A 17,957-nucleotide genomic window follows, 5' to 3' on the forward strand; every position below is an offset into this window, starting at 1 on the left:
TTACGAACATTAGCAAGCAAGATGGGTGTTAAAAATCTTTTTTTGTGTTATAATGAGTTATCATATTAGAGGTTAGAGGAGTTTTGAATGAAAACAGATATTGAAATCGCACAGAGCATTGAGTTAAAGCCAATCGTTGATGTTGTTGAGAAACTTGGTATTTCTTACGACGATTTGGAATTGTACGGGAAGTACAAGGCTAAGCTCAGCTTTGATAAAATTCGTGCAGTTGAGAGCAATCCAGTTGGGAAATTGATCTTGGTTACTGCCATCAATCCAACACCAGCAGGTGAAGGGAAATCAACTATTACCATTGGTCTGGCAGACGCCTTGAACAAGATTGGTAAGAAAACCATGATTGCTATTCGCGAACCGTCTCTTGGCCCAGTCATGGGGATTAAGGGTGGTGCAGCCGGTGGTGGTTATGCCCAAGTGTTGCCAATGGAGGACATCAACCTTCACTTTACCGGGGATATGCATGCCATTACAACTGCTAACAATGCTCTTTCTGCTATGATTGACAACCACTTGCACCAAGGGAATGAGTTGGGTATTGACCAACGTCGTATCCTCTGGAAACGTGTTGTGGACTTGAATGACCGTGCTCTTCGTCATGTGACTGTTGGCCTTGGTGGTCCTCTAAATGGTATTCCACGTGAGGATGGTTTCGATATTACCGTCGCTTCTGAAATTATGGCCATTCTTTGCTTGGCAACGGACATTGAGGACTTGAAACGCCGTTTGGCGAATATCGTTATCGGTTATCGCTATGATCGTACACCTGTTTCTGTAGGTGATTTACAGGTTGAGGGTGCTTTAGCATTGATTTTGAAAGATGCTATTAAGCCAAACTTGGTTCAGACAATTTACGGTACACCTGCCTTTGTACATGGTGGTCCATTTGCCAATATCGCTCATGGATGCAACTCAGTTTTGGCAACAAGCACAGCCCTTCGCTTGGCTGATTATACTGTTACTGAAGCTGGTTTTGGTGCAGACCTTGGTGCTGAGAAATTCCTTGACATTAAGACACCAAACTTGCCAACTTCTCCAGATGCAGTAGTCATCGTCGCAACCCTTCGTGCCCTTAAGATGAATGGTGGTGTAGCTAAGGACGCTTTGACAGAGGAAAATGTAGAAGCAGTTCGTTCAGGTTTTGATAACTTGAAACGCCACGTTGAGAACATCCGTAAGTTTGGTATTCCAGCAGTTGTTGCGATTAATGAATTTGTTTCTGATACAGAGGCTGAAATCGCAGCCTTGAAGGAACTTTGTGCTTCTATCAATGTGCCAGTTGAGTTGGCTAGTGTCTGGGCTGATGGCGCAGAAGGAGGCGTAGCACTTGCCGAAACACTTGTCAATACAATCTCAGAAAATCCAGCTAACTACACACGTCTTTATGACAATGACCTTTCTGTCCAAGAAAAGATTGAAAAGATTGTTACTGAAATCTACCGTGGTAGCAAAGTGAACTTTGAGAAGAAAGCTCAAACGCAAATTGCCCAAATCGTTCAAAACGGTTGGGACAAATTGCCAATCTGTATGGCGAAAACTCAGTACAGTTTCTCTGATAATCCAAATGCACTTGGAGCACCAGAAAACTTTGAAATTACCATTCGTGAATTGGTACCAAAATTAGGTGCAGGCTTCATCGTTGCCCTAACTGGTGATGTCATGACCATGCCAGGACTTCCAAAACGTCCAGCCGCTCTTAATATGGATGTTGAAAGTGACGGGACCGTTCTAGGTTTGTTCTAGTAAATTGCAATTGATTTAAATGAGTTTGGAAAAGATTTCCAAGCTCATTTTCTTGTCTAGATATGAGGCCTTGTCGTCAGCTGATATAATAGAGTTACTTTCTAGACGCAATCAGTCTAGCTAAAGATATTTTCTCTGATTTCTGATATAATAGAAACATTGACTTCAAGAATAAGGAAGAGAAAATGAACGCATTATTGAATGGAATGAATGACCGTCAAGCTGAGGCGGTGCAAACGACAGAAGGCCCCTTGTTAATCATGGCGGGGGCTGGTTCTGGGAAGACTCGTGTTTTAACTCACAGAATCGCCTACTTGATTGATGAAAAGATGGTCAATCCTTGGAATATCTTGGCCATTACCTTTACCAATAAGGCAGCACGTGAGATGAAGGAGCGTGCTTATGGTCTTAATCCAGCAACCCAGGATTGCCTGATTGCGACTTTTCACTCCATGTGTGTTCGTATTCTGCGTCGGGATGCGGATCATATCGGCTACAATCGTAATTTCACTATTGTAGATCCTGGTGAACAGCGTACCCTCATGAAACGAATCCTCAAGCAATTAAACTTGGACCCTAAAAAATGGAATGAACGAACAATTTTGGGGACTATTTCCAATGCTAAGAATGACTTGATTGATGATGTGGCTTATGCTGCCCAGGCTGGTGATATGTACACGCAAATCGTAGCTCAGTGTTATACAGCTTATCAAAAGGAGCTTCGTCAGTCTGAGTCCGTTGACTTTGATGATTTGATTATGCTGACCCTCCGTCTCTTTGATCAAAATCCTGACGTCTTGACCTACTATCAGCAGAAGTTCCAGTACATTCATGTTGATGAGTACCAAGATACCAACCATGCCCAGTATCAATTGGTCAAACTCTTGGCTTCACGCTTTAAAAATATCTGCGTTGTCGGTGATGCGGACCAGTCTATCTACGGTTGGCGTGGGGCTGATATGCAGAATATCTTGGATTTTGAGAAAGATTACCCTAACGCCAAGGTCGTTTTGCTAGAAGAAAATTATCGTTCAACAAAAACCATTCTCCAAGCAGCCAATGACGTCATCAAAAACAATCAAAATCGCCGCCCCAAAAATCTCTGGACCCAGAATGCTGATGGTGAGCAGATTATTTACTATCGTGCAAATGACGAACAGGATGAGGCTGTTTTTGTAGCCAAAACCATTGATGAACTTGGTCGAACTCAAAACTTCCTCCACAAGGATTTTGCGGTTCTTTATCGGACTAATGCACAATCCCGTACTATTGAGGAGGCCCTCCTAAAGTCCAATATTCCTTATACTATGGTCGGCGGGACCAAGTTCTACAGCCGTAAGGAAATCCGTGATATTATAGCCTACCTTAATCTCATTGCCAATCTGAGTGACAATATCAGTTTTGAGCGCATTATTAACGAACCTAAACGCGGAATCGGCCCAGGAACCGTTGAGAAAATTCGCGACTTTGCGAATATGCAAGATATGTCTATGCTAGACGCTTCAGCCAATATTATGTTGTCAGGCATCAAAGGTAAGGCAGCCCAGTCTATCTGGGATTTTGCCAATATGATTTTGGATTTGCGGGAACAACTGGATCAATTAACCATCACAGAGTTAGTTGAAGCGGTTCTTGAAAAAACAGGTTATGTGGAAATTCTTAATGCCCAAGCGACCTTGGAAAGCAAGGCGCGGGTTGAAAATATTGAAGAGTTCCTATCTGTTACCAAGAACTTTGATGACAATCCTGATAGTCAGGAAGAGGAAACAGGTTTAGATAAACTCAGTCGTTTCTTGAATGACTTGGCTTTGATTGCAGACACGGATTCGGGAAGCCAGGAGACATCTGAGGTAACTTTGATGACACTCCATGCAGCTAAGGGACTTGAATTCCCAGTTGTCTTTATCATTGGGATGGAGGAAAATGTCTTTCCACTTAGTCGTGCAGCAGAAGATCCGGATGAACTGGAAGAGGAACGCCGTTTGGCCTATGTAGGTATCACGCGCGCGGAGAAAATCCTCTATCTGACCAATGCCAACTCACGCTTGCTTTTTGGGCGTACCAACTACAATCGTCCGACTCGTTTCATTAACGAAATTAGTTCAGACTTACTTGACTATCAAGGCTTGGCTCGACCAGCGAATACTAGCTTTAAGGCTTCTTATAGCAGTGGTGGGATTGCTTTCGGTCAAGGTATGAGCTTAGCTCAGGCCCTTCAAGAACGAAAACGCAAGGCTGCACCAAGCTCTATCCAGTCAAGTGGCCTTCCATTTGGACAGTTTACAGCCGGAAATAAAAAAGATTCAAGCGATACTAACTGGTCTATTGGAGATATTGCACTTCACAAGAAATGGGGCAAGGGTACTGTTCTGGAAGTCTCTGGTAGCGGTGATACTCAGGAACTAAAAATCAATTTCCCAGATGTAGGGCTGAAAAAACTCCTAGCCAGTGTAGCCCCAATTGAGAAAAAAATCTAATTTTTCATCCTTCTCACGAATAATAAAGTGAGGAGGATTTTTATGTACAGTATTTCATTCCAAGAAGATTCACTCTTGCCTAGAGAAAGACTAGTTAAAGAAGGAGTAGAGGCGCTGAGCAATCAAGAGTTGTTAGCTATTTTGCTCAGAACGGGAACGCGTCAGGCCAATGTTTTTGAAATTTCCCAGAAAGTCTTGAACAGTTTGACCAGTCTAACTGATTTGAAAAAAATGACCCTGCAGGAATTGCAGAGTCTGTCTGGTATTGGACGGATTAAGGCCATTGAACTACAAGCAGTAATTGAACTGGGGCATCGTATTCACAAACATGAAACCCTTGAGATGGAAAGTATTCTCAGTAGTCAAAAGCTAGCCAAGAAAATGCAACAGGAGCTTGGCGACAAAAAACAAGAGCACCTAGTGGCGCTCTATCTCAATACTCAAAATCAAATCATTCATCAGCAAACTATTTTTATCGGATCTGCGACACGCAGCATTGCTGAACCACGGGAAATTCTTCACTATGCTTTGAAGCATATGGCAACTTCCGTGATTCTCGTTCACAATCATCCATCCGGCGCTGTATCTCCTAGTCGAAACGATGACCATGTCACTAAACTAGTCAAGGAAGCCTGCGAACTGATGGGAATTGTGTTCTTGGACCATTTGATTGTCTCGCACTCTGATTACTTTAGTTACCGTGAAAAGACTGATTTGATTTAAGATTGCACATGATCTTACTCAATCACTTTTAAAACATAGGAATCTACTTCTGCCATATTGATAACAGGAAGAGGTTTTATCGTGGGTACAAGTAAATTTTCTTGAACGATAAAGTTGACAATCGAATTGAAATCTTCGATTTTATAATATCTTTTTTTATGAATGAGAATATCTCTGTAAAAGTAAAGACTTGAACGAAATTTACTTTTTAGTTTGGCATCTGCCTTTTTACAAAATCGTTTTGCCTTTTTAGACATTTCTTTCAGCTGTTTTTCTTTTTCTTTTTGAGATAGTTTATCGAAATTCTCTTTATTCTTAGAAAAAGATTGGTAACTTTCCGCTGTTAAAAGTCTATAGAGATTAGAAAGATGAAAGCAAACCCTTGTTTCTTTTTCATTGTTTGATAAGAAAAGATTAGCTTCCTTTTTCTTATAAGATATGAAAACATTAGCTTCTATATCTCTCAAAATCTCATGAGTAGAAGGTATTTCAATTTCATTCATGATTTAATAACCTATTTATAAGTCCTAGAGTTCATTAACAACATAGTCAAATAGCGTTTTATCTTTGGGGCGATTTTCAAATAGAAATTCTGGATGCCATTGGACACCAAGATAAGGAAAGCCGTCCGTAGTTGTCACAGCCTCAATGATTCCATCTTTAGGATCATGTGCTACAACCTTAAGATTTGAGGCTAGATCTTTAATGCTCTGGTGGTGGAAGGAGTTGATATGAGAGATTTCTCCATAGATTTCTCGGAGAATCGTATCAGGTTCCGTTACGAGGCGTTGGGTAGTGTATTCGGCTGAACAGTCCTGCCAATGATCCTCGATATCTTGGTGTAGCGTGCCTCCCATGGCGACATTGAAAAGTTGAGTACCCCGACAAACAGAGAAAATTGGTTTCTTTTGCTTAATCGCTTCTTTGATAAGTGCTAGTTCAAAAATATCTCTTTGAAGATGGTAGTCATCACTATCAATAGCCTTTGGTTCACCATAGTATTTTGGATCAACATTTTGCCCACCCGTTAGGATGAGCTTATCAATGATACTGATGTAATAGGCAGCCATTTCTTGATCACCAATCGGTAGGATGATTGGAATTCCGCCAGCGTCCTTGACTCCTTCAACAAAGCCTTTTGCTGCATAGCTCATCATGATGTCATCATCTGGATGAGCTTTTTCATTTCCTGTAATCCCAATAACTGGTTTTTTCATAAATGCTTTCGCTTTCTAATCCTCTTTACGCATAAAATAGAGGAGGGTTTGGAGTTCGCTTGTCAAATCAACATACTGAACGACAACATCTTTTGGGAGGTGAAGGTGAACAGGGGAAAAGCTGAGAATACCTTTTATACCAGCATCAACCAAAAGATTGGCAACTTCTTGTGATTTAACACTTGGAACTGTTAGGATAGCAGTTTTGACATCTGCTTCTTTGATTTTTTCTTTAATCTGAGAGATACCATAGATTGGAATCCCATCAGGCGTCTGGCTTCCAACTTCTGGATGGTCATCTAGGTCAAAGGCCATGATAATTTTCATCTTGTTACGCTCATGGAAGCGGTAGTGGAGAAGGGCATGGCCCATATTTCCAATCCCAACCAACATAACATTTGTAATGGAGTTATCATTTAGGAGGTCAGCAAAAAAATTCATCAATTTTTTGACATCGTAACCAAAACCTCGACGACCTAGTTCACCAAAATAGGAAAAATCCCGACGAACGGTCGCAGAATCGATACCGATAGCCTCTGCAATTTGCTTGGAGTTGGCACGTTCGATTTTTTCTGCATGAAATCGCTTGAAAATTCGGTAGTAAAGAGAGAGTCTTTTTGCTGTTGCTTTTGGAATAGCAGACTGTTTATCTTTCACAAAATCACAACCTTTCTATTCTTCTATTTTATAGAAACATTGTGAAAAAATCAACAAAAACAAGAAAAAACTAAGAAATTTCTTAGTTTTTATCTGAAAAATGAGCTTGTGATAGAAAACGGTAGAGATCGCCAACCAATCCTTGATAAATCACCTTATCATTCAGCGTTAAGGAGCTGATTAGGAGAGTATCAGGTAGGGTCACACAGCCAGATAGAGATAACATGAGCTCTTCGTAATCCTTATATTCAAGTATACGTTCTACGTGATAGTTATCTTGATAGGTAAGTCGATACATAGTCAATTATCTTTTTTCTTTAGTGAAGATACCGCGTTCTACAAGGCTGTCCATGAGGAAGTAGAATTTTTCTTGATGAATGTGGTGGTCTTCTGATTTAAAGATATTGACCAAACGAAGACCAGACTTGTCAGTGATATTGAGTTTAGCACCTGTAAGGTCTTTATTGATGATGATTTTTAGGTTGAAGCCTTCACCGCTGTTAGGCACTTTCTCAAGCAAACGAGTCAGTTCGAAGTTTCCAACTTTTGTTTCAAAGAAAGTATTATCTTTCAGTGTGAACTTTTTGACAGTTGGGCTAAGTGTATAGTCGTAGCGGCAGTTTTGTAGTTTAATGGTTTTTTCGAATGCCATTAGATTAATCTCCAATAATATTTTTTAAGGTTTGTGCGAGTTGTTTCAGTTCTTCTTCGGTATTAAGAGGAGAGAGACTGATACGGACAGATTCTTTCAAACGAGGCGAATCGGGCCCATAAAAAGCTTCAAGCACATGACTGGTTTGCACAATACCAGCAGTACAAGCCGAACCGGTAGAAATTGAAATTCCTTCAAGATCTAACCGTAGTAAGAGCAAATCATTTTTTTGACCAGGAAAGCCAATGTTGACAACATAAGGTAGTTGGTGGTTGCTTTCATTGAGATAGTAGTCTAAATCAGCAATTTCTTCTAAAAAAGTAGCTTTGAGTGCGCTTAGTTTTTGGTAATGCTCAACTTGGTCATTTAAATCCTCTTTGAGAGCAACGACCATACCTACAATAGCAGCGAGATTTTCTGTTCCAGCCCGTTTCTTTAGTTCTTGGTCTCCACCGTGAAGGTAGGAATCAAAGTCCGCGGAAGAGGCATAAAGAAAGCCAACTCCTTTTGGCCCATGGAATTTGTGGGCAGAAGCACTGAGGAAATCAATTCCTAACTCCTCTGGATGGATAGGAATTTTCCCAATAGCTTGAACAGCATCTACATGATATGCAGAAGGATGATCTTTTAAAATACGTCCAATCTCAGCGATAGGTAAGAGACTTCCTGTTTCATTATTAGCATACATGGTGGAAACGAGAATGGTATCGTCACGTAAGGCTTCTTGAATTTGCTGAGCAGTTATTTCTTGATTTACTGGTTGGATGATGGTCGCTTCAAAACCAAAATGTTGAACCAGATAATCGATAGTTTCAAGCACAGAATGGTGTTCAATAGCTGTCGTGATGATATGTTTTCCACGATTTTGATGACGGAGACAATAGCCAATAATGGCTGTATTGTTACTTTCTGTACCACCAGACGTAAAAAAGATATGTTGAGGTTTGGTTCCTAGTAAGTGAGCTAAGTCTTGACGAGCCTCTCGCAAGAGTTTGCCAGCCTGCCGACCATGGCCATGAATACTAGAAGGATTACCATGAGTTTCTTGCATGACCTTGGTCATTTCAGAAATAGCTACTGCTGACATAGGAGTCGTAGCAGCATTGTCCAAATAAATCAAATAATCACCTTATTTCTTTTTGTTGTAAGCAAAGAGTGGGCTGACTGGTTTTCTTTCGTGAATGCGGACGATAGCATCACCAATTAATTCGCTAGCAGTAATGTAACATACATTTTCTGGAGTTCTTTCTTTGGTTGCTACAGAGTCCGTTACAAGGATTTCTTTAATGTTAGTTGCGTCTAGAAGGTCTGCTGCACCTTCAACAAATAAACCGTGACTAGATACCGCATAGATTTCAGTTGCCCCTTCGCGTTCAACGATTTTTGCTGCTTCAGAGAAAGTACGACCAGTATTTAGGATGTCGTCAATCAAGATAGCTTTCTTGCCTTCAACATCCCCAATGATATAGCCTTCGTTACGATCAGAATCGTCTTGGGCGTAGTCAATGATAGCGATAGGAGCATCAAGGTATTCAGCCAAACTACGAGCACGTTTAACACCAGAGTTCTTTGGACTAACAACAACAACATCAGAGCCAAGAAGTCCTTTATCACAGTAGTGCTTAGCAAATAGAGGAACAGTATAAAGATTATCTACAGGAATATCAAAGAAACCTTGGACTTGAACAGCGTGGAGGTCCAGCGTTAGAACACGGCTTACACCAGCTTTGACAAGCATATTGGCAACCAGTTTCGAAGTGAGGGGTTCACGAGAAGAAGCGATACGATCCTGACGCGCATAACCAAAGTAAGGAAGGACAACGTTGATACTATGAGCACTTGCACGTACACAAGCATCAACCATGATCAACAACTCCATCAAGTGGTTGCTAACAGGGTAGCTGGTTGACTGGATGATGTAGACATCGTAACCACGGACACTTTCTTCAATGTTGACCTGGATTTCGCCGTCAGAAAATTGTCGAGAGGATAACTTCCCGAGAGGTACACCAACTGTATCCGCAATCTTTTGAGCGATTTCATGGTTAGAGTTTAGGGTGAAAAGTTTCATGTTGTTTCTATCTGACATTATAGACCGTCCTCTGTAAACTTTGCGAATCTCCTTTGAGAAAGTTCTGTTTTTCAAAGCAAGATTCTTTTATTTTTATCTTTTCTATTCTACCAAAAAAAGGAGATTATTTCAGCTTTTTTTCATGCTTTTAATAAAACGAATTAATTTTGAAGGAGCTTTCTGATAAGTTATGTGATTTTCATCTAAAAATTTCCGAAAATCGGCTTTCCCTTTTTCATGGTCTGTGACTTCAAGCTCGAGTTCATAGTCCGTTTGGTCAAAGTAGTGACTTTCATCTAACGCCATTAAGCCGATTTCTGTTTTCGTTTCATAACGAAGAGTCGAAAGGCAGCCTAAAACAAGCCAGTCATGACTTTCAATACCAATCTTAGCGAGCTTTTCTAGAACGAGCCCTTGAGGTAGTTTTTGTTTTTCTAGGTACGATTCAGCTTCTGGAAGAGTTAGTTTCTGGTTGTATTCCATATTTCCTACAGTTTGAGGTACTTTTAAGGTCAATTCCGCCCAATCTGAAAAGGTGCGAATGCGCATGGCAACCTTCTTTTCACGCAATTGGAAATCTGGTGTGTCAATGTAGTAGTTTTTCTGAAAGACGGGTTGGATATGGGAAAACTGTTTTTTTAGATGATCATATTCCTCTTTTTTCAGAAGTGTTTTCAATTCTATTTCTAAATGTTTCATTTTTTCAACCTTTTCTATATCTTTGAAAGCGATTTATGGTATAATGGACAATGTATTTATTGTATACGAATGTACTGAAAAAATCAAAGATTTTCGACAGAGCAATCAAACATTACAAGGGAGAAAGTATGACCATAGAATGGGAAGAATTTTTAGATCCTTACATTCAGGCTGTTGGTGAATTGAAGATTAAACTTCGGGGAATTCGCAAACAGTATCGTAAGCAAAACAAGCATTCTCCGATTGAGTTTGTAACGGGTCGGGTAAAACCGATTGAAAGTATCAAAGAAAAGATGGCTCGTCGAGGAATTAACTATGCAAGTCTAGAACATGATCTGCAAGACATTGCTGGTTTACGTGTCATGGTTCAGTTTGTTGATGACGTTAAAGAGGTAGTTGAGATTCTACGTAAACGCCAAGATATGAGAGTCGTTCAGGAACGAGACTATATCACTCATCGTAAGGCTTCGGGCTATCGTTCTTATCACGTGGTTGTTGAGTACACAGTTGATACGATCAACGGGGCTAAGACGATTTTGGCGGAAATTCAAATACGGACTTTAGCCATGAATTTCTGGGCTACGATTGAACACTCGCTCAATTATAAATATCAGGGAGATTTTCCAGAAGAAATCAGGAAAAGACTGGAAATCACAGCGAAAATAGCCTATCAACTGGATGAAGAAATGGGTAAGATTCGTGATGATATCCAGGAAGCGCAGGCTCTCTTTGATCCATTGAGCAGAAAACTAAACGATGGTGTAGGAAATAGTGACGATACAGATGAAGAATACAGGTAAACGAGTTGACCTCATAGCAAATAGAAAGCCACAAAGTCAGAAGGTTTTGCATGAGCTGAGGGATAAACTCAAGAAACAACATTTTATACTGAACGATACCAATCCCGATATCGTCATTTCCATTGGTGGCGATGGAATGCTTTTGTCTGCCTTTCACAAGTATGAGAATCAGTTAGACAAGGTTCGATTTGTAGGTGTTCATACAGGGCATTTAGGATTTTACACAGATTATCGTGATTTTGAGCTGGATCAATTGGTGACCAATCTTTTACTAGATACTGGTGCCAAAGTTTCTTATCCGGTCTTGAATGTTAAGGTAACGCTTGAAAATGGAGAGGTGAAAATCTTCCGTGCTTTAAATGAAGCGAGCATCCGTCGATCAGACCGCACCATGGTTGCGGATATCATCATTAACCATGTTCCGTTCGAGAGATTTCGTGGAGATGGAGTGACTGTTTCAACGCCGACGGGAAGTACTGCCTACAACAAGTCCTTGGGTGGAGCTGTCTTGCATCCGACCATTGAAGCCTTGCAGTTGACGGAGATAGCGAGTCTTAACAATCGAGTCTATCGCACTTTGGGATCATCAATCATCATTCCAAAAAAAGATAAGATTGAACTCTTACCGACACGCAATGATTACCATACGATATCAGTCGATAACAGTGTCTATTCCTTCCGTAATATCGAACGGATTGAGTATCAAATCGACCATCACAAGATTCACTTCGTAGCGACTCCAAGCCACACTAGTTTCTGGAATCGTGTTAAAGATGCCTTCATCGGCGAGGTGGATGAATGAGGTTCGAATTTATCGCAGATGAGCACGTCAAAGTCAAAACCTTCCTAAAGAAACACGAGGTTTCCAAGGGACTTTTGGCTAAGATTAAGTTTCGAGGCGGGGCTATTCTGGTTAATGGCCAAGCTCAAAATGCGACTTATCTCTTAGATATTGGAGATAGAGTAACTATTGACATTCCTGCAGAGGAAGGGTTTGAGAGCCTTGAAGCAATTGATCGATCACTCGATATCTTGTATGAAGATGATCATTTTCTGGTTTTGAATAAGCCTTATGGAGTAGCTTCCATCCCCAGTGTCAATCATTCCAATACCATTGCTAATTTTATCAAGGGATATTATGTAAAGCAAAACTATGAAAACCAGCAGGTTCATATCGTTACTAGGCTTGATAGAGATACTTCTGGTTTGATGCTCTTTGCCAAACACGGCTACGCTCATGCACGTTTAGACAAGCAACTACAACGAAAGTTTATCGAAAAAAGATATTTTGCACTTGTTAAAGGAGATGGTGTCTTGGAGCCAGAGGGGGAGATTATTGCCCCGATTGCGCGTGATGAAGATTCTATTATCACGAGACGGGTTGCCAAAGGTGGGAAATACGCTCATACGTCTTACAAAGTTGTAGCGTCTTATGGAGATGTTCACTTGGTCGATATTCAACTGCATACTGGACGAACTCATCAGATCCGAGTACATTTCTCTCATATTGGTTTCCCCTTGTTGGGAGATGATCTCTATGGTGGCAGCCTAGACGACGGCATTCAACGACAGGCCTTGCATTGCCATTTCTTATCATTTTATCATCCCTTCTTGGAGCGTCAGCTAGAGCTCGAAAGCCCCTTGCCAGATGATTTTAACAATCTTATTACTCAGTTATCAACTAATACTCTTTAAAATCTATTTTGAGTATAATTAATTTTATTAAAGGAGAAAACTCATGGAAGTTTTTGAAAGTCTCAAAGCCAACCTGGTTGGTAAAAATGTACGCATCGTTCTCCCTGAAGGGAAAGAACCTCGTATCCTTCAAGCGACAAAACGTTTGGTTAAAGAAACAGATGTCATCCCAGTATTGCTTGGTAAACCTGAAAAAATTAAAATTTATCTTGAAATCGAAGGGATCATGGATGGTTATGAAGTAATTGATCCCCAACACTATCCTCAATTTGATGAAATGGTTGCTGCCTTAGTAGAGCGTCGTAAGGGCAAAATGACTGAAGAAGAAGCGCGTAAAGTTTTGGTTGAAGACGTCAACTACTTTGGTGTGATGCTAGTCTACTTGGGCTTGGTTGACGGTATGGTATCTGGTGCGATTCACTCAACTGCTTCAACAGTTCGTCCAGCCCTTCAAATCATTAAAACTCGTCCTAATGTTACTCGTACTTCAGGTGCCTTCTTGATGACTCGTGGTTCAGAACGTTATCTTTTCGGAGACTGTGCGATCAACATTAATCCTGATGCTGATGACTTAGCTGAAATTGCTATCAACTCGGCTATTACAGCTAAAATGTTTGGTATCGAACCCAAAATTGCTATGTTGAGCTATTCAAGTAAAGGTTCTGGTTTTGGTGAGAACGTTGATAAGGTAGTAGCAGCTACACAACTTGCGCACGAACTACGTCCAGATCTTGAAATAGATGGGGAATTGCAATTTGATGCGGCCTTCCACCCTGAAACGGCAGCTTTGAAAGCTCCAGGAAGTAAAGTAGCTGGACAAGCAACTGTATTCATCTTCCCAAGTATAGAAGCTGGAAATATCGGTTACAAGATTGCAGAACGTCTCGGTGGTTTCTCGGCTGTAGGTCCTGTTTTACAAGGTTTGAATAAGCCAGTTAATGACCTTTCACGTGGATGTAGCTCAGATGATGTATATAATCTTACACTAATTACTGCAGCTCAAGCGGTTCATCAATAAGAAATAGGCCTCTTTCCTTTAGGAAGAGGCTTTTTAGCGCTAAGAAAAGGACAGTTAGAAGCTTCTATGTTATACTAGATATATGTTAGATTTGAAAGAATACGGTGTTGACATGTGGCCAGAGGAGAAGATTTCCTCTTTCCGTGAGAAACTCCTCAACTGGTACGATGAAAACAAACGGGATTTACCCTGGCGAAGAAGTAAAAATCCTTATCACATCTGGGTTTCTGAAATCATGCTGCAGCAGACTAGGGTAGATACGGTTATTCCCTACTATGAACGATTCTTGGACTGGTTTCCAACTGTTGAAAGTCTGGCGAATGCCCCTGAAGAGCGTCTGCTGAAGGCTTGGGAAGGTTTGGGTTATTATTCTCGAGTGCGCAATATGCAGGCTGCAGCTCAGCAGATTATGACTGACTTTGGGGGGCAATTTCCAAATACCTATGAAGGAATATCTTGCCTGAAAGGGATTGGCCCTTACACTGCGGGAGCTATTTCCAGTATCGCTTTTAATTTGCCTGAGCCAGCGGTCGATGGCAATGTCATGCGAGTTTTGGCACGCTTGTTTGAGGTTAATCATGATATCGGAGTTCCCAGCAATCGAAAGATTTTCCAAGCTATGATGGAAATCTTGATTGACCCGAAACGACCAGGTGATTTTAACCAAGCTCTGATGGATTTAGGTTCTGACATAGAGGCTCCAGTTAATCCTCGACCTGAAGAAAGCCCTATTAGAGACTTTAGCGCAGCCTATCAGAAGGGAACCATGGATCGATATCCGATTAAAGAACCTAAGAAAAAACCTCTTCCAATTTATCTCAAGGCTTTGGTTGTGCGCAATGATAGAGGTCAATATTTACTAGAGAAAAATGAAAGCGAAAAACTGCTAGCTGGATTTTGGCATTTCCCCTTGATTGAAGTCGAAGAATTTTCTAGAGAAGATGATCAGTTAGATCTTTTTTCTCAAGTCAAAGAGGTAAGCAGTGCATTTGGACCAAGCCCCCAAGAAAGTTTTGAGCAGGATTATGATTTAGAAGTGAATTGGTCCCAGCAAGTATTTGACCAGGTAAAGCATGTATTTAGTCATCGGAAATGGCATATTCAAATCCTATCAGGTCAGGTGACAGGATTAAAACAGTTCTCCGACAGAGAAATTCGCTGGCTATCCCCTAAAGAGTTTGCTGACTACCCCCTCGCTAAACCTCAACAAAAGATTTGGCAGGCTTATAAAACAGTTCTTGGAGATGGGGACTGGGATTAGCCATTTGTGTCTTCTTTCCATTTTTTTGTTATAATAGAAAAAGAAAAAGGTGATCTTATGAAAAAAATATTAATTGTAGATGATGAGAAACCAATCTCAGATATTATTAAGTTTAATATGGCCAAGGAAGGTTATGAAGTTGTAACAGCCTTCAATGGTCGTGAGGCAATCGAGCTATTTGAAGCTGAGCAACCAGATATTATTATCCTCGACTTAATGCTACCTGAAATTGATGGTTTAGAAGTTGCTAAAGCTATTCGTAAGACTAGTAGCGTGCCGATTATCATGCTATCAGCTAAGGATAGCGAGTTTGACAAGGTTATTGGTTTAGAGTTAGGTGCAGACGATTATGTTACAAAACCTTTCTCAAACCGTGAATTGCAGGCTCGTGTCAAGGCCCTGCTTCGTCGTACAGACCTAGTTTCTGTGGATAGCCAAGAGTCTGATGAGAAGAAGACGCAACCTTTACAAATTGGTGATTTGGAAATCGTTCCAGATGCTTACGTGGCGAAGAAATATGGTGAGGAATTAGATTTGACCCACCGTGAGTTTGAACTCTTGTATCACTTGGCGTCTCATATTGGTCAAGTGATTACGCGTGAACACTTGCTTGAGACTGTATGGGGTTATGACTATTTTGGTGATGTTCGTACAGTGGACGTGACCATTAGACGCTTACGTGAGAAAATCGAAGATACTCCAAGTCGTCCAGAGTACATTCTCACACGTCGTGGTGTTGGATACTATATGAGAAATAATGATTGAAGATATTAGACAAACTATTCTGACCAGTGATTTTATCTTTATCCTGATTTTACTTGGCTTTATCCTGGTGGTGACCTTGCTGTTACTGGAAAATCGTCGGGATAATATCCGTCTGAAGGAGATAAATCAAAAGGTTAAGGACTTGATTGCAGGTGATTATTCTCAAGTTTTGGACTTGCAAGGAAGTACAGAAATCACCAATATCACCAATAATCTGAACGATTTGTCAGAAGTTATTCGTTTGACCCAAGAAAATCTGGAACAAGAGAGTAAACGATTGAACAGTATTCTTTCTTACATGACAGATGGCGTTCTTGCGACCAATCGTCGTGGCCAGATTACCATGATTAATGACATGGCCAAGAAACAGCTCGGTGTGCAGAAAGAAGATGTTCTGAATAAAAGCATCCTCGAATTGCTTAAGATAGAAGATGAGTATGAGCTGCGTGACCTGATTACACAGATTCCTGAGTTGACGATTGACTCCCAGGATGTGAATGGTGAATATCTAAGCCTTCGTGTACGTTTTGCTCTGGTTCGCCGTGAGTCAGGTTTCATCTCTGGTTTGGTTGCCGTTTTACATGATACGACCGAACAGGAGAAGGAAGAGCGTGAGCGAAGACTCTTTGTTTCGAACGTGAGTCACGAGTTGCGAACTCCTTTGACCAGTGTTAAATCTTATCTTGAAGCCTTGGACGAGGGGGCCCTATATGATCCTGTTTCCCCTGATTTTATCAAGGTTTCACTCGATGAAACCAACCGTATGATGCGGATGGTGACAGATCTTTTGCATCTCTCTCGTATTGATAATGCGACCACTCGGTTGGATGTGGAATTGATTAATTTTACTGCATTCATCACTTTTATTCTCAACCGCTTTGATAAGATGAGAAGTCAGGATGACGAGAAAAAATATGAGCTTGTCAGAGATTACCCTATTAATTCAGTTTGGATCGAGATTGATACCGATAAGATGACTCAGGTGATTGATAATATTCTTAACAATGCCATCAAGTACTCACCAGATGGTGGCAAAATCACTGTCAGCATGAAAACTACTGATGACCAGATGATTTTATCTATTAAAGACCAAGGTCTAGGTATTCCAAAGCAAGATTTGCCAAAGATTTTTGACCGCTTCTACCGTGTGGATCGTGCAAGAAGCCGAGCTCAAGGTGGAACTGGTCTAGGTCTGGCTATAGCAAAAGAAATCATCAAACAACACAATGGCTTTATTTGGGCCAAAAGTGAATACGGTAAGGGATCAACCTTTACCATCGTGCTCCCTTATGATAAGGATGCCGTAAAAGAAGAAATATGGGAGGACGAAATAGAAGATTAGAATGAGTGAAATAGGCTTTAAATACAGTATTTTAGCATCAGGTTCCAGTGGAAATTCTTTTTATCTGGAAACGCCAAAAAAGAAAATCCTAGTGGATGCAGGCTTGTCTGGTAAGAAAATTACAAGTCTGCTAGCTGAAATCAATCGCAAACCTGAAGATCTGGATGCGATTTTGATTACGCATGAGCATTCAGACCATATCCATGGGGTCGGTGTCTTGGCTCGTAAATATGGCATGGATCTTTACGCCAATGAAAAGACCTGGCAGGCTATGGAAAATAGTAAGTATCTTGGCAAGGTTGATTCCTCGCAAAAGCATATCTTTGAAATGGGCAAAACCAAAACCTTTGGCGATATCGACATTGAGAGTTTTGGGGTTAGCCATGATGCGGCAGCACCACAGTTTTACCGCTTTATGAAGGATGACAAGAGTTTTGTCATGTTGACCGATACAGGTTATGTAAGTGACCGTATGGCTGGAATAGTCGAAAATGCTGACGGTTACCTCATCGAGTCCAACCACGATGTAGAGATTTTGCGAGCAGGATCTTACGCTTGGCGTCTCAAACAGCGAATTCTATCGGATCTCGGTCATCTTTCTAACGAAGACGGTGCTGAGGCCATGATTCGTACAATGGGAAATCGGACTAAGAAAATCTATCTTGGGCATTTATCCAAAGAGAACAATATCAAGGAGCTGGCTCATATGACTATGGTCAACCAGCTAGCCCAAGCGGATCTGGGAGTCGGAGTAGACTTTAAAGTTTATGATACCTCACCAGATACTGCAACACCATTGACAGATATATAAAAAAGAAGGCG

At 40.9% G+C, this 17,957-nt stretch carries 19 protein-coding genes; 11 read left to right on the plus strand and 8 right to left on the minus strand.

The window, feature by feature from the left end; translation table 11 throughout:
• Positions 1-87: 87 nt before the first annotated feature.
• The 3 genes from CO686_RS04175 to radC all read left to right on the plus strand — a co-directional run bounded on the left by CO686_RS04175 (position 88) and on the right by radC (position 4,958).
• A complete protein-coding gene (locus CO686_RS04175; RefSeq protein WP_049549934.1) occupies positions 88-1,758 on the plus strand; it encodes a formate--tetrahydrofolate ligase in 1,671 nt (556 codons plus the stop codon).
• A 185-nt stretch (positions 1,759-1,943) separates the two neighbouring features.
• Positions 1,944-4,235 carry a DNA helicase PcrA gene (gene pcrA, locus CO686_RS04180; protein ID WP_065371811.1) on the plus strand — a complete coding sequence of 764 codons (2,292 nt, stop codon included), beginning with the start codon at positions 1,944-1,946 and terminating at the stop codon, positions 4,233-4,235.
• Between the two features lie 42 nt (positions 4,236-4,277).
• A complete protein-coding gene (radC, locus tag CO686_RS04185; RefSeq protein WP_065371810.1) occupies positions 4,278-4,958 on the plus strand; it encodes a RadC family protein in 681 nt (226 codons plus the stop codon).
• 14 nt (positions 4,959-4,972) lie between these two features.
• Here radC and CO686_RS04190 read toward each other — a convergent pair whose 3' ends face one another.
• From CO686_RS04190 to CO686_RS04225, 8 genes are all read right to left on the minus strand, one after another.
• The gene (locus CO686_RS04190; protein WP_001002326.1) at positions 4,973-5,461 is read right to left on the minus strand and encodes a hypothetical protein; all 489 of its coding nucleotides are present in this window, start codon (positions 5,459-5,461) and stop codon (positions 4,973-4,975) included.
• A gap of 24 nt (positions 5,462-5,485) precedes the next feature.
• Positions 5,486-6,175 carry a gamma-glutamyl-gamma-aminobutyrate hydrolase family protein gene (locus CO686_RS04195; RefSeq protein ID WP_000743311.1) on the minus strand — a complete coding sequence of 230 codons (690 nt, stop codon included), beginning with the start codon at positions 6,173-6,175 and terminating at the stop codon, positions 5,486-5,488.
• Between the two features lie 15 nt (positions 6,176-6,190).
• Positions 6,191-6,832 (minus strand): redox-sensing transcriptional repressor Rex, encoded by a 642-nt coding sequence (locus tag CO686_RS04200; protein ID WP_000653409.1) that lies wholly within the window; start codon positions 6,830-6,832, stop codon positions 6,191-6,193.
• A gap of 82 nt (positions 6,833-6,914) precedes the next feature.
• Positions 6,915-7,130 (minus strand): DUF4649 family protein, encoded by a 216-nt coding sequence (locus tag CO686_RS04205; protein ID WP_000286091.1) that lies wholly within the window; start codon positions 7,128-7,130, stop codon positions 6,915-6,917.
• A gap of 6 nt (positions 7,131-7,136) precedes the next feature.
• Complete coding sequence (locus CO686_RS04210) at positions 7,137-7,484, minus strand: DUF1831 domain-containing protein (RefSeq protein WP_045591263.1); 348 nt, start codon at positions 7,482-7,484, stop codon at positions 7,137-7,139.
• A gap of 4 nt (positions 7,485-7,488) precedes the next feature.
• On the minus strand, positions 7,489-8,604 hold the full coding sequence (locus tag CO686_RS04215; RefSeq protein ID WP_070800491.1) for a cysteine desulfurase family protein: 1,116 nt from the start codon (positions 8,602-8,604) through the stop codon (positions 7,489-7,491).
• Positions 8,605-8,613: 9 nt separating this feature from the next.
• Positions 8,614-9,573, minus strand: coding sequence for a ribose-phosphate diphosphokinase (locus tag CO686_RS04220; protein ID WP_096753549.1), 960 nt, complete (start codon positions 9,571-9,573; stop codon positions 8,614-8,616).
• A 111-nt stretch (positions 9,574-9,684) separates the two neighbouring features.
• Positions 9,685-10,254, minus strand: coding sequence for a CYTH domain-containing protein (locus CO686_RS04225; RefSeq protein ID WP_049549928.1), 570 nt, complete (start codon positions 10,252-10,254; stop codon positions 9,685-9,687).
• A gap of 128 nt (positions 10,255-10,382) precedes the next feature.
• On the opposite strand from CO686_RS04225, the gene yjbM reads away from it, so the two are divergent.
• The 8 genes from yjbM (at position 10,383) to CO686_RS04265 (ending at position 17,946) form a co-directional block, all read left to right on the plus strand.
• Positions 10,383-11,054 carry a GTP diphosphokinase gene (gene yjbM, locus CO686_RS04230; protein ID WP_070535354.1) on the plus strand — a complete coding sequence of 224 codons (672 nt, stop codon included), beginning with the start codon at positions 10,383-10,385 and terminating at the stop codon, positions 11,052-11,054.
• Positions 11,038-11,856, plus strand: coding sequence for an NAD kinase (locus CO686_RS04235; RefSeq protein ID WP_070535352.1), 819 nt, complete (start codon positions 11,038-11,040; stop codon positions 11,854-11,856). Before yjbM ends, CO686_RS04235 begins: the two co-directional genes overlap by 17 nt.
• On the plus strand, positions 11,853-12,749 hold the full coding sequence (locus CO686_RS04240) for an RluA family pseudouridine synthase (RefSeq protein WP_096753550.1): 897 nt from the start codon (positions 11,853-11,855) through the stop codon (positions 12,747-12,749). The genes CO686_RS04235 and CO686_RS04240 overlap by 4 nt, the downstream gene beginning before the upstream one ends.
• 43 nt (positions 12,750-12,792) lie before the next feature.
• Complete coding sequence (gene pta, locus CO686_RS04245; protein ID WP_049549926.1) at positions 12,793-13,767, plus strand: phosphate acetyltransferase; 975 nt, start codon at positions 12,793-12,795, stop codon at positions 13,765-13,767.
• An 82-nt stretch (positions 13,768-13,849) separates the two neighbouring features.
• Positions 13,850-15,028, plus strand: coding sequence for an A/G-specific adenine glycosylase (mutY, locus tag CO686_RS04250; RefSeq protein ID WP_096753551.1), 1,179 nt, complete (start codon positions 13,850-13,852; stop codon positions 15,026-15,028).
• A gap of 57 nt (positions 15,029-15,085) precedes the next feature.
• Positions 15,086-15,793: a response regulator YycF gene (gene yycF / locus CO686_RS04255; RefSeq protein WP_000722058.1), complete on the plus strand. Its 708-nt coding sequence runs from the start codon at positions 15,086-15,088 to the stop codon at positions 15,791-15,793.
• Entirely contained in the window at positions 15,786-17,135 is a 1,350-nt protein-coding gene (gene vicK / locus CO686_RS04260) for a cell wall metabolism sensor histidine kinase VicK (RefSeq protein ID WP_096753552.1), read from the plus strand. The genes yycF and vicK overlap by 8 nt, the downstream gene beginning before the upstream one ends.
• A gap of 1 nt (position 17,136) precedes the next feature.
• Positions 17,137-17,946, plus strand: a complete 810-nt coding sequence (locus CO686_RS04265; protein ID WP_049518757.1) for an MBL fold metallo-hydrolase — start codon at positions 17,137-17,139, stop codon at positions 17,944-17,946.
• The last annotated feature ends 11 nt before the right edge of the window (positions 17,947-17,957 follow it).

Origin of the sequence: Streptococcus oralis (genome assembly GCF_002386345.1) — a bacterium.
GTDB classification, from domain to species: Bacteria; Bacillota; Bacilli; order Lactobacillales; family Streptococcaceae; genus Streptococcus; species Streptococcus oralis_S.